General features: G+C 62.3%; 12 protein-coding genes and 1 pseudogene. 6 read left to right on the top strand and 7 right to left on the bottom strand.

Annotated elements, in window-relative coordinates; translation table 11 throughout:
• Window positions 1–25 precede the first annotated feature (25 nt).
• Window positions 26–441, top strand: a pseudogene (locus ACSQ3L_RS05325) (DUF1761 domain-containing protein).
• A gap of 100 nt (window positions 442–541) precedes the next feature.
• Here the strand turns inward: ACSQ3L_RS05325 and gcvA are convergent.
• Window positions 542–1,477: a transcriptional regulator GcvA gene (gcvA, locus tag ACSQ3L_RS05320; RefSeq protein ID WP_436158994.1), complete on the bottom strand. Its 936-nt coding sequence runs from the start codon at window positions 1,475–1,477 to the stop codon at window positions 542–544.
• Between the two features lie 131 nt (window positions 1,478–1,608).
• Between gcvA and ACSQ3L_RS05315 the strand changes: the two genes are divergently transcribed.
• Window positions 1,609–1,845 carry a hypothetical protein gene (locus ACSQ3L_RS05315; protein ID WP_436158993.1) on the top strand — a complete coding sequence of 79 codons (237 nt, stop codon included), beginning with the start codon at window positions 1,609–1,611 and terminating at the stop codon, window positions 1,843–1,845.
• Window positions 1,846–1,924: 79 nt separating this feature from the next.
• Here ACSQ3L_RS05315 and ACSQ3L_RS05310 read toward each other — a convergent pair whose 3' ends face one another.
• Complete coding sequence (locus tag ACSQ3L_RS05310) at window positions 1,925–2,440, bottom strand: L,D-transpeptidase family protein (protein ID WP_292182474.1); 516 nt, start codon at window positions 2,438–2,440, stop codon at window positions 1,925–1,927.
• Window positions 2,441–2,605: 165 nt separating this feature from the next.
• Here ACSQ3L_RS05310 and ACSQ3L_RS05305 point away from each other — a divergent pair, with 165 nt between their 5' ends.
• The 4 genes from ACSQ3L_RS05305 to ACSQ3L_RS05290 all read left to right on the top strand — a co-directional run bounded on the left by ACSQ3L_RS05305 (window position 2,606) and on the right by ACSQ3L_RS05290 (window position 5,578).
• Window positions 2,606–3,289, top strand: coding sequence for a response regulator transcription factor (locus ACSQ3L_RS05305; RefSeq protein ID WP_013528898.1), 684 nt, complete (start codon window positions 2,606–2,608; stop codon window positions 3,287–3,289).
• Window positions 3,290–3,410: 121 nt separating this feature from the next.
• Window positions 3,411–3,866, top strand: coding sequence for a Crp/Fnr family transcriptional regulator (locus ACSQ3L_RS05300; protein WP_436158992.1), 456 nt, complete (start codon window positions 3,411–3,413; stop codon window positions 3,864–3,866).
• Between the two features lie 7 nt (window positions 3,867–3,873).
• A complete protein-coding gene (locus ACSQ3L_RS05295; RefSeq protein ID WP_436158991.1) occupies window positions 3,874–4,386 on the top strand; it encodes a GNAT family N-acetyltransferase in 513 nt (170 codons plus the stop codon).
• 133 nt (window positions 4,387–4,519) lie between these two features.
• Window positions 4,520–5,578, top strand: a complete 1,059-nt coding sequence (locus ACSQ3L_RS05290) for a glycosyltransferase family 9 protein (protein WP_436158990.1) — start codon at window positions 4,520–4,522, stop codon at window positions 5,576–5,578.
• A gap of 178 nt (window positions 5,579–5,756) precedes the next feature.
• Here the strand turns inward: ACSQ3L_RS05290 and ACSQ3L_RS05285 are convergent, their stop codons facing one another.
• From ACSQ3L_RS05285 to ACSQ3L_RS05265, 5 genes are all read right to left on the bottom strand, one after another.
• Entirely contained in the window at window positions 5,757–6,563 is an 807-nt protein-coding gene (locus tag ACSQ3L_RS05285) for an exodeoxyribonuclease III (protein ID WP_436158989.1), read from the bottom strand.
• Window positions 6,564–6,735: 172 nt separating this feature from the next.
• The gene (locus tag ACSQ3L_RS05280; RefSeq protein WP_436158988.1) at window positions 6,736–7,419 is read right to left on the bottom strand and encodes an outer-membrane lipoprotein carrier protein LolA; all 684 of its coding nucleotides are present in this window, start codon (window positions 7,417–7,419) and stop codon (window positions 6,736–6,738) included.
• 150 nt (window positions 7,420–7,569) lie between these two features.
• On the bottom strand, window positions 7,570–10,230 hold the full coding sequence (locus ACSQ3L_RS05275) for a DNA translocase FtsK (RefSeq protein WP_436158987.1): 2,661 nt from the start codon (window positions 10,228–10,230) through the stop codon (window positions 7,570–7,572).
• 269 nt (window positions 10,231–10,499) lie between these two features.
• Complete coding sequence (locus ACSQ3L_RS05270) at window positions 10,500–10,775, bottom strand: hypothetical protein (protein ID WP_436158986.1); 276 nt, start codon at window positions 10,773–10,775, stop codon at window positions 10,500–10,502.
• Window positions 10,776–11,099: 324 nt separating this feature from the next.
• A complete protein-coding gene (locus ACSQ3L_RS05265) occupies window positions 11,100–12,455 on the bottom strand; it encodes an ammonium transporter (protein WP_436158985.1) in 1,356 nt (451 codons plus the stop codon).
• Window positions 12,456–12,474: the final 19 nt, after the last annotated feature.

Genomic DNA, 12,474 nt, shown 5'->3' with positions numbered 1-12,474 from the left:
TCACTGTGCATCGGAGGGGAAACTCATGGACTTTTCAGCAGTGAACTGGCTGGCGGTGGTCGCTGCCGCAATCGTGGCGTGGCTGTTCGGCGCCGCCTGGTACATGGGCCTGAGCAAGCCGTGGCTGAAGGCCGCCAAGCTCGATCCGGCCACGATAAAGAAATCGTCGCTGCCTTCGTCATCAGCTTCATCGCCGAACTGGTCATGGCCACCATAATGGCCCTGGTCGTCGGCGCTATGACCGGCGGCGAGCCGACATTGCTTGCCGGCGTGGTCTTCGGTTTCGTGCTTTGGCTGGGTTTCGTCGCCACGACGCTCTCGGTCAATCATCGCTACGAGAATTTCGGCTGGGACCTGACCCTGATCGACGGCGGCCACTGGCTCGGCGTGCTGCTGATCATCGGCGCCGTGATCGGCTGGTTCGGCGCGGTGGCAACCTGATCAAAAGGCAGTAGGGCAGTAGGGGCCGAAGGCGGCATCGACGCCCATGCCCCTACTGCCCTACTGCCCTACTGCCCTACTGCCCTACTGCCCTACTGCCCTACTGCCCTTTGTCCGTGGTCCGCGTCTTGGCGACTTCCTCGAGGATCCATTCGCGAAAGGCGACGATGCGCGGATCGTCGGCGGTACTTTCTGGATAGACCAGGAAATAGGCGAACTCGGGCGCCACCCGCAGGCCGAGTTCGAAAGGCTGCACCAGCCTTCCCTGGGAAAGGTCGTTCGCCACCATGGCGAAATCGGCGAGCGCGACGGCATTGCCGTCGAGCGCTGCCTGGACGGCATCCGTGGAGTTTTTGAACACGACGGTCCGGCTGTCGTCGAAATCGTTGACCCCGGCCGCCGCCATCCACATTCGCCAGTTCGGCCATGTCACGCCCTGTCGCGACCATTCGATATGGGCAAGCGTGTGATTGAAAAGATCGCGTGGCTCGCGCAGCGGCGGACCGGAGGTCAACAGGCTCGGGCTGCACACCGGAATGAGGATGTTGTCGAACAGCCGGTGGGCGCGAAGGCCTGGATATTTGCCAGCGCCAAAACGGATGCCGACATCGATGTCATCGAGTTCGAAATCCCGCACTTCGTAGGCGATGTCGAATCGCAGCTCGATGCTGGGGTGATGCTTGCGAAAATCGTCGACGCGCCGCATCAGCCATTTTGACGCGAACTGGGCGTCGAGCGTTACCTTCAAAAGAGCGGTGCCGCGCGTCAGCTTTTGTGCCCGCGAAACGGCCCGGCCAAGCAGGTCGAGCGCGTCGGTCGAGGCCTCGAACAGCACCGTGCCCGCCTCGGTCAGCCGGATGGTGCGGCTGGTGCGCGTGAACAGCACCAATCCGAGCTGATCCTCGATTTCCTTGACCTGATGGCTGACCGCGGCCGGCGTCAGGCCGAGCTCGTCGGCGGCACGGGTGAAATTGAGGTGCCGGGCCGCTGCTTCCAGTGTCCTCAAGGCACGGGTCCCGGGTAGAAGGCGAGCCATCCTATCCTCAAATAAAACTTGATGATCCAGAGAAAACTACTCGTTTCTCATAGGGATTTCAATCTGGCATGATCCAATCATCGAAACATCATCAAGCCGGATTTGATGTCCGGAGACAACGGATCATAACCATGTCCATCATCGTTTTGAACTCATCGACACCCCGTCCAGCCTGGCTGACCGAGACCCTTGACTGGTTGCGTCACGCCCGGGTCGCGATCAATCTCCCGCACCAGAACGTCGAAGACCTGTCCGATCGGCAACTGCGCGATATCGGCGCCAGGCGCAAGGACATAGCGCGCGCCATGGACCGTGAGATGGGCCGGCTGGGTCTTCTCGACATCGGCTGGCAGCAGCCGCGTAGTTAGGGGAGTAGGGGAGTAGGGAATAGGGAATAGGGAAAACTAAGGCTGCGCCGAGGCTTGTTCCTACTCCCCTACTCCCCTACTACCTCACCACCCTCACCACCGTCCTGTCCGATAGCAGCGGCAGCAACCGCGCCATTGTTTGCGCCGTGACAGCCACGCAGCCTTGCGTCGGCGTGAAGCCGGGGCGCGCCAGATGGAAGAAGATGGCGCTGCCACGCCCGCGCCGGCGCGGTGCCAGGTTCCAGTCGAGCACCAGGCAGGCGTCGTAGAGCCGGTCGTCGCGCCGCATGCGTTCGTGGCTGGCGCCGTAGGGAATCTTGACCGGCCTGTTATAGTTGCGGTCGTCAGGCACTTCGCACCAGCCCAGATCAGGCCCGATCGGTGTCATCGCCAGGCGGGTCCTGCGGCCGCTGGAGAACTGATCTCCCCGGAAATATCCCGATAGTATCCGCATCGAGGCCAGCGGGGTGGCACCGTCGCCTTCGCGCTTGTCGGCCGAGATGCCGCCGCGTCCCAGCGCGCAGGCAAACACCGTTCTGCCGGCCTGCAGCAGGCCTTGGCTTGGATGTCCGGGCCTGGCCCGAACGGTCAGCACACGCAGCCCCTTTCGCAAAATTGCGCCGGCTGCATTGCGATCGTGTTTTTTCTTGTATGATCGTGCCACGGAACAAATCACTGTGAACGGCTGTTGTGCCGGTCAGCTTCCGCATAAACAGGCAGCGGTCAACTGAATTTTCTTTTCAAAACAACGGATTGATCCATGACTTCACGCACCATTCTGATCGTTGACGACGATGACGACCTGCGCGGCACACTGGTCGAGCAATTATCCCTCTACGAGGAATTCGACGTGCTGCAGGAATCGACTGCGGCAAAAGGTGTCGCCGCGGCGCGCGGCGGCCTCATCGATCTGCTCATCATGGATGTCGGGCTGCCCGACATGGATGGCCGCGAGGCGGTGAAGATCCTGCGCAAGGGGGGCTACAAGGCGCCCATCATCATGCTCACCGGCCATGACACCGATTCGGATACCATCCTTGGTCTCGAGGCCGGCGCCAACGACTATGTGACCAAGCCGTTCCGCTTCGCCGTGCTGCTGGCGCGCATCCGGGCGCAATTGCGCCAGCACGAGCAGAGTGAGGATGCCACCTTCTCGGTCGGACCCTACACCTTCAAGCCCAGCCAGAAGCTGCTGCTCGACCCGCGCGGCGGCAAGGTGCGGCTGACTGAGAAGGAGGCCTCGATCATCAAATATCTCTATCGCGCCGACCAGAAAGTGGTGACGCGCGACGTGCTGCTCGAGGAAGTGTGGGGCTACAATTCCGGCGTCACCACGCACACGCTGGAAACCCATGTCTATCGGCTGCGCCAGAAGATCGAGCGCGATCCTTCCAATGCGGAAATTCTTGTGACAGAAAGCGGCGGCTACAAGCTGGTTCCTTAAACATTTCATTATCCAATGAGCGGCCGGGCGGGGCCGCTTTCGGGTACGATCCAGTTGGAGGGAATTTCTGGGATCTGCCCGTATAGGAGGGATTGGACTGACCGTTCGGGGACACAGCTAGATGGCGTTGGATGACGACATCCGCATCCTGTCCGCCGTGAGGCTCTTCGAGGGCTTCACGCAGGAACAGTTGCGCCTGCTCGCCTTTGGCGCCGAGAACACCAGGCTGATTGCCAACCACAAGCTTTACCGCGAGGACGACGAGGCCGATTGCGCCTATATCGTGGTTTCCGGGAGCATCGTGCTCTACCGGGAGCAGAATGGCGAACGCATCCCGATAGGCACCGCCGGCCCCGGCACGATCCTGAGCGAACTGGCATTGATCGCCGACACCAACCGGCTGACCAGCGCGTCGGCCGAAATCGATTCGGAAGTGATAAGGCTCAGCCGCAAGATGTTCCGCCGCATCCTGGAGGAATACCCCGAGGTCGCGGTCAAGCTCCACCAGCGCATCTCCGAGGAATTTCAGGCAATGATCCGCCGCATCGAGGAACTGGCGCCACGCTTTTCCGGCTGAGGCGCACATGAACTTTCAGCTCGTACGCGCTGGCGAAAATGACCTGCCCTTCATCATGGCGACCGAACGCCGCGAGGGTTATGACGCCTTGGTCGGGCGCTGGGACGAGGCGCGTCATCGCCAGGCCCTTTTCGACGACGCTCATGCCTATTTTGTCGGTGTCGACGGCTCCATGCCGATCGGGTTCGTGATCCTGCGCCAATGGGCCTCCGCCGAGCGCGTGACGCTGGTCAAGCGCATCGCCGTCACCGCACCGGGACGAGGCCATGGCAGGATGCTGCTGGCGGCGGCGGTCGATCGGGTTTTCGTCGAAACCGACGCCTACCGGCTCTGCATTGGCCTTTTCCCGGACAATCATCGCGCGCGTCGCGCATACGAAGCTGTCGGCTTCACTGCCGAGGGTATCGCGCGCGGCAGCGCGTTCTTCAAAGGTGTGCATCGCGACGAGCTGGTCATGGCGCAACTGCGGCCGGAGTGGGAAAAACGCCGACGGCTTGGCCATCCTGCGGCGCGAACTTGAGCGGCAAGCTTCGTTGACAGGCAAGAGGTGAAATCCTACAGAACCTCGAAGGCGGGCGGCGTAAAGGCACCGCCACCACCAAGCTCCTTGGGGGGAGCGAGGCATGCTGCCAGCCCGGTACGAGACGATCATCTTGTATGCCCGCAATGACGCGTTCGGCGACGGATTGATCCGGATTCCGGCTTTGCGCGCCGCCAGAACGGCATTCCCCGACAGTTTCATCGTCTACGGAACCACCGGGCCATCGACCCTGGAACATGTCCTCAATCGCCATGCCGGCCATTTGGTCGATGCCATCAATGTACGGACCCCCCTGGCGCACCTGGTGGCCAGCCACCGCAAGGGCAAGGGGCAATTGGCCGTTGTCGATTTCCGCATCTCGGCGCGTTGGCTGATTCAAGCATCAGTGTCGCTGCTCGGTCGCGGCGTCGCCTACGAAGCAAACTTTCCGGCTTTCGCCCTTTCCTGGCGCCCCGGCCAAAAATCCGAAGCACGGCCAGAGCACAATGCATGGCGCTACCACCGCCTCATCGAGCGTCTTGCGGGCAAACGGCTGCCTTTCGACCACCGGCTGGAGTCCACCCCCGCCGCGCGGGCAGTGGCCAGAGGCCTGGCGGATGGCAAGCATGCTCCATTGATCATTGTCGCCGCACATGGCGATGGCGGCAAACGCATGACGGCGGACCAGGTTGTCGCGGTGTCCGACAGCATGATCGCCGACGGGGCCAATCTTCTCTATGTGAAAACCCCGGGCGATGGCCCTGATATGGCTGAACTGGCTCGACGCGTGCCGAAGCTGCGGCTCGTCGATTCCAACACGGTTGACGGTGTCGATATCAGCGATGTTCTGCTGGCGCTCGGAGAGTTTGCCGATCTTTACATTGGTGCCGAAGGCGGTACGGCACATCTGATGGCGACGGTGATGACGCCGATGGTTATCGTCAGTGGCGGTGCCAACATGGCCCGCTGGCGGCCGCTTTCGAACAATGTGGACGTGATCGAGTCCCGCCATGCAAGCCCAACCGGCCTGGTCGCCAATGTCCCGGCGCCGACAATCATCGAAGCGGTCAAACGCATGCTGGCGACGTACCGCCGCGACCATTCCTATCTGCCGGATCACACGGCAGGCGTGTCAGCGCCGCAGTCTTGGGGCAGCGACACGCCCAACAAAGACTTGAAGCACGCCGTTTGAATTTGTCTGACCTCGGCGCGCTTTGAGGTGTGTCGGTGTTCAGGTCAGGCCGGCTTCACCTGAATATCGACGCACCTAAAGCGCGTCGCGCTGAAACGGATTCATGCGACGCGCTTTAGGTCTTTGTTTTTATGCATGTCGTTCTCCCAAAACCGAGGTCACTTTTGGGCGACATGCATCAATCCAGATCGAACCGAGCGATGACCGGCACATGGTCCGACGGGCGCTCCCAGCCACGCGCGGGGCGCAGGATCTCGTAGCCGGAAAAGCTCGGCACCAGGTTCGGCGACGACCAGACATGGTCGAGCCGCCGGCCACGGTTCGAGGCTTCCCAATCCTGCGCGCGGTAACTCCACCATGTATAAAGCTTCTGCTCATACGGCACGTTGAGTCGCATCAGGTCGACCCAGTTGCCGGCGAGACGCATCGCCTCGAAATTTTCCGTCTCGACCGGCGTGTGGCTGACCACATTGAGCAATTGCTTGTGCGACCACACATCGTGTTCGAGCGGAGCGATGTTGAGGTCGCCGACCAGCACCGAGCCGGACACCTCGTCGTGCTCGGCCCGGATGGCGTTCATCTCGGCGACGAAATCGAGCTTGTGCTTGAACTTCCTATTGATGACGGGATCCGGTTCGTCGCCGCCCGCCGGCACGTAGAAATTGTGCAGCAGGATCGCCTTGCCGCCGGCCCGAACCGTCACAGAGAGGTGCCGGCTGTCCTCGATCTCGCAGAAGCGTCGTTTCTCGACCACTTCGATCGGCCGCCGAGCCACGGTCGCGACGCCGTGATAGCCCTTCTGGCCGTGGAAGGCGATGTGCTCGTAGCCGAGCCTGCGGAAGGCCTTTTCGGGAAACAGCTCATCTGGAACCTTGGTTTCCTGCAGGCAGAGCACGTCAGGCGCATGCTCGACGAGCAGGCGCTCGACGATCGGCATGCGCAGGCGAACGGAGTTGATGTTCCAGGTGGCGATGGAAAAGGACATTGGCAATCCAGGACAAGCGTGCAGCCGGCCAGAGCCGATGGGCTCTGACGGGGAAGACGCCTTTTGACGGAGTCAGTCCGAGAAACTGCCAGCCGCACGCCGCAAAGACAAGCCGGGCAACGCCCGACGAGGCACGGCCCGGTGCTTTCCACAGCTATTGAAGCGTTTGAAGCTAGCGCGCCTTGTTGGTATTGAGCTCGCGGTTCGCCGTGTAGTCGATGGCGAAAGTGTCCGGCGCGAAGCTGACGCCTTCCTTGGTGTTGAAGATCATCACCGTTGTATCTTTGCCCTGCGCGTCGGTGATCGTCCACTGCCGCAAATCGAAGGTTTTCGGATCGAACATCATCGTGATCTTCGAATTGCCGAACACCGATTTGTCGGCGAGCTGGATGGTGGTGAGGTCATCCTCCTGCTTGACGCTTTTGACACGGTCGCCGGAGAGATCGATCCTGTTGTCGAGCAGCAGCTTCAAGGGCGTCTTCGACAGCGGATAGAGATCGGACGTGTTGAGCCTCTTGTTGAGGATGACCACCGACTGGCCGTCTGAAATCACCCGGAAGTTCGAAGAGCCGTCATAGTTGAAGCGGATCTTGCCCGGCCGTTCGAGGAAGAATTTGCCGCCGGTCTGCTCGCCCTTGGGGCCGAACTGCACGAATTCGCCGCTCATCGACTTCACCGAGGAAAAATGGTCGGCGATCTTCTGTGCCGCGGCCGGTACGGCCGCCTGCGCCGAAGCCAGCAGCTGGAAGCCGGGCACCGCGTTGAAGGCTGCCGCCCCTGCAAACGCCAGGCCGAGGCCCAGCAACTGACGCCGGGAGGGTGCAAATTTGCTGAGCGCTGAAAGATCATTTTTCATGTCGGTCACTCTCATCTGATTCCTGAGTTACTCGGTGCTTGGACCCCCAGTTGGGCTGAAGTTTGGCGGTCAGGCGTCCCTCGGTCGCTTCAACGCCTTGAAAAGTTCAAGGTTGCCAGACCGGGATGTCACAAGGGTCAGGCCTTCTGGTCAGAACTTGTCCTCTTCGGTCGGCACCAGGATCTCGCGCTTGCCGGCATGATTGGCCGGACCGACGATCCCTTCCTTCTCCATCTTCTCGATGATCGAGGCGGCGCGGTTGTAGCCTATGCCCAGCCGGCGCTGGATATAGCTGGTCGAGGCCTTGCCGTCGCGCAGCACCACGGAAACCGCCTGATCGTACGGATCGTCGGAATCCTCGAAATTGCTGTTGCCGCCACCGCCGGAACCACCCTTGCCCGACGGCTCGTCGTCGTCCTCGCCGTCGTCCTCGGTGATGGCGTCGAGATATTCCGGCACGCCCTGCAGCTTCAGATGCGCGACGATCTTCTCGACCTCCTCATCGGCGACGAATGGACCGTGCACGCGCTGGATACGGCCGCCGCCGGCCATGTAGAGCATGTCGCCCATGCCGAGCAGTTGCTCGGCACCCTGCTCGCCCAGAATGGTGCGGCTGTCGATCTTCGACGTCACCTGGAAGGAGATGCGGGTCGGGAAATTGGCTTTGATGGTGCCGGTGATGACGTCGACCGACGGGCGCTGCGTGGCCATGATGACATGGATGCCGGCGGCGCGCGCCATCTGCGCCAGGCGCTGCACGGCACCCTCGATATCCTTGCCGGCAACCATCATCAGGTCGGCCATCTCGTCGATGATGACGACGATATAGGGCATCGGTTCGAGATCGAGGTTCTCGGTCTCGTAGATCGCCTCGCCGGTCTGGCGGTCGAAGCCGGTCTGCACGGTGCGCGAGATCTTTTCGCCCTTCTTGTCGGCCTGGCTGACGCGGGCATTGAAGCCGTCAATGTTGCGCACGCCGACCTTGGACATCTTGCGGTAGCGGTCCTCCATCTCGCGCACGGTCCATTTCAGCGCCACCACCGCCTTCTTCGGATCGGTGACAACGGGCGTGAGCAGATGCGGGATGCCGTCATAGACCGAGAGTTCCAGCATCTTCGGATCGATCATGATCAACCGGCAATCCTGCGGCGTCAGCCGGTAGAGCAGCGACAGGATCATGGTGTTGATGGCGACCGACTTGCCCGAGCCGGTGGTGCCTGCGACCAGCACGTGCGGCATTTTGGCGATGTCGACGATGACCGCCTCGCCATTGATGGTCTTGCCCAGCGCCAGCGCCAACTTGGCCTTCGTCGTCTCGAAGTCACGGCTGGCCAGGATTTCTCTGAGATAGACGGTCTCGCGCTTGGCGTTCGGCAGCTCGATGCCGATGGCGTTGCGGCCGGGCACCACGGCGACGCGGCAGGCGATGGCGCTCATCGAGCGCGCGATGTCGTCGGACAGGCCGATGACGCGTGACGATTTGATGCCGGGCGCCGGTTCGAGTTCATAGAGGGTGACGACGGGACCCGGACGGACGGCGATGATCTCGCCCTTGACGCCGAAATCCTCCAGCACGCCTTCGAGCAGGCGCGCGTTCTGCTCCAGCGCATCCTTGGACAGGCTGGCGTCGCGCACCACATTCTTCGGTTCGGAGAGGAAATGCAGCGACGGCATTTCAAACTTTTCCGAGCCGATCAGCGATGTCTGCGCCTCGCGCTGTACACGGGCGCCGGGAGCCGGACGCGGCGCCGGCGCCTCGACGCGGGTGGCGGCATCGGAGCGGAACGGCTGGACCTTTGCGGTTGGCGCCGCGCGCCGCTGGATTGCGGGCTCGTCCTGCTCGAAATCCATGTCGTCGTCGACGTCGAAGATGTCGACGTCGTCGGGGTCGAGCGAGGCGCTGCGGTCATTGACCATGGCGGCGAAGAATTCCGGCTCGACGCGGGCACGGCCATCCTGGCTCATCCGCGATTCGGCGAACTCGGCCGATTCGACCCGTTCGGCGGCGCGCCGCCAGGCGGTGGAGCGCTGTTCCATCTCCGGCTCGAACTCGTCCCGCTCCTGCCTGCGGCGCACGGCGCGACGGTGCATCCACGCGCGGAACGAGAGCCACCAATGAGTAATTGCCCCGAGCGCCAGGATACCCTCGTCGCCTTCGTCCTCGTCATTGTCGAACAAAAGGTCGTCCTCGCGAGGATCGACGGCAGGCTCGTCCTCCATCACGGCGAAGCCGTTCTTGCGTCCGATGAGCGCCGAACCGAGGGCGAAGAGCCACAGCGCGGGTGCGGCCAGCAGGATGGCGATGATGCTGGCGATCAGCCCGGTCGGATAGCCGCCGATCACGACGCTGGGGATCTTCAGCACCATGTCGCCGAACACGCCGCCGAGGCCGGTGGGCAGCGGCCATGTCTTGGGCGGCACGACGCAGCCCGCCATTGCCGCGGCCAGCAGTGCGAAGCCGAACCAGGAAAGCCCGCGTTTGGGCAGCCTGTCGACGCCGCGCGCGGAAAACAGCAGGAACCCCCAGATGACGGCCGGAACCAGGGCAGCGACGGCGGCAAGGCCGAAGAACTGCATGGCAAGGTCGGAGAACACCGCACCCGCATAGCCCATGGCGTTGGTGACGGTGTTGTTCGTCGCGTGGGAGAAACTAGGATCGGCGACGTTCCAAGTGGCAAGGCTGGCCACGCCAAAGGCTACAGCCAAGAACAGCCCGGCGCCGACCAGCCGCCCGACCTGGCGCCGTGCGAACGCTTGGATGCCGTGCCCCGTATCGGCCAGCGCGAGCGGTGCTGAAGCCCCTGAACGCATGCTCTTCCCCGTCTGTCATGGACTCGCCGGGTGCGTGGCGCACTCCGGCAGATTCGGGTCTCAGACTATCGGTGGGAAGGTTAAGGGCGCATTAACTATAAGGGTTGAGATGATCAAACCTCGTTACCGCCGATTGAGCCGCTTGCTGCCCGAGGACAGCGACCCGAGAAGGTGAAAGCGCTTTCGCGGAACGAAACAATGGCGGGCCTGTATGCCCACCATCGTTCGTCGGCAACAAAAAGATCAGGCCTCGGCCCGATCGCGGCAAATCAGTTGGCGCCGCCGAGCGCCTGCACATTCGCGCAGAATTCCGCATGCGGCTTGCTCATCGCCGCATCCTGACATTCCTTCTTCATCGCGTCCTGCTTTTCCATCGGCATGGCCATGAAGGCTGTCTTGAAGTCCGCCATCGGCTTCATGGTTTTCATGCTGGAATCCGTGAAGAAGGGCGCCATGTTGTCAGGCTCGTCCAGAGCGCCGGCAAATGCCGTACCGCTGACCATGGCAAGAGCGAGCGCTCCGAGGCAGATGTTCCTGAGGTTCATAAGATGGTTCCTTCCCTGTTGTTGGCACGAGCGTCAGCACGACGACCGTCCCCACAGTTCGGAACCGATGTGGTCGATGTTTCCTCAAGAATCCCAATCACGCGAACGTGATTGCGCAAAGTCCGGCATTGCCGGAACGGTTTGCCAAAAAAGAGGCCCGGAAGTGATCCGGGCCTCAATGCGTGAACTCCTTTCGGGAGCGTCACGACGGGATTTTTTAGAACAATTCCAGGAAAACCGTGCAGCGCTTTCCCTTGGGAATTGCGTAGCCAGATAAGGGGCCGGCGGGAGGAGAGTTCCGCCGGCCCCTGGGCCAAGCTGGCCTTACGGCACCACTTCGCCATGCTGGGAGATATCGAGGCCTTCGACCTCTTCCTGGGTCGTCGGACGCAGGCCGACCAGCGCCTTGACGATGTAGAGGATGACGAAGGTGGCAATCGCCGTCCACACGATGGTGACGGCAACGCCATAGATCTGCTTGCCGAGCGAAGCACCCGCGCCGAGGCTGTTGATCGCCGGGTCGGCGAGCACGCCGGTGAGCAGGGCGCCGATCACGCCGCCGACGCCATGCACGCCGAAGGCATCGAGCGAGTCGTCATAGCCGAACATGTGCTTGACCTTGACCGCCGAGAGGTAGCAGACGACGCCGGCAACGATGCCGACGATGAAGGCGCCGGTCGGGTTGACGAAGCCGGAAGCCGGCGTCACCGCGACCAGGCCGGCGACGGCACCGGAGATGATGCCGAGCACGGAAGGCTTCTTGGCAACGATCCATTCGGCGAACATCCAGGCTAGTGCCGCGGCTGCGGTGGCAACCTGAGTGTTGAGCATGGCAGCGCCGGCAAGACCGTCGGCAGCGAGTTCCGAACCGGCGTTGAAGCCGAACCAGCCGACCCACAGCAGCGAAGCACCGATGACCGAATAGACCAGGTTGTGCGGCGCCATATTGGTGGTGCCGTAGCCTTCGCGCTTGCCGAGAACCAGCGCGCAGACGAGACCGGCGACACCGGCATTGATGTGGACGACCGTACCGCCGGCAAAGTCGAGCACGCCTGCCGATCCGAGGAAGCCGCCACCCCAGACCCAATGCGCGATCGGCACGTAGACGACGAGCAGCCACAGCGCCATGAAGATCAGCAGCGCCGAGAATTTGAAGCGCTCGGCGAAGGCACCGGCAATCAGCGCCGGAGTGATGATGGCGAAGGTCATCTGGAACATCGAGAACACGAATTCAGGAATGTTCGCGACGCCCGGCAGCCACAGCGAAGCCGTGGTGATGCCGTGATGGAAGAATTTCGAGGTGCCGCCGAGATAGCTGTTCATGCCGCCGCCGTCGGAGAAGGCCAGCGAATAGCCGAACATGAACCAAAGCACCGTCACCAGACAGGTGATGGCAAAGCTCTGCATGATGGTGGCGAGCACGTTCTTCTTGCGCACCATGCCGCCGTAGAACAGCGCCAGGCCCGGGATGGTCATCATCAGCACGAGCGCCGTCGAGGTCAGCATCCAGGCGGTGTTGCCGGTGTCGAGCACCGGGGTCGGGGCAGCAGCCGGTGCAGCCGCGGCCGCGGCCGGAGCCGCTTCCTGCGCGAAGGCGGCGACGGTGCCCAATGCTGCGAGAGCGAGCGAGCCCAAAAGGGCGGCGCGTCCCGTCGTCTTCAAGGTGGAAGGAATATTCATTGAACTCTCCATTGGAATA

Origin of the sequence: Mesorhizobium sp. LjRoot246 (assembly GCF_964254115.1) — a bacterium.
Taxonomy (GTDB): Bacteria; Pseudomonadota; Alphaproteobacteria; order Rhizobiales; family Rhizobiaceae; genus Mesorhizobium.
This window is presented reverse-complemented; position numbering and strand designations above follow the sequence as displayed.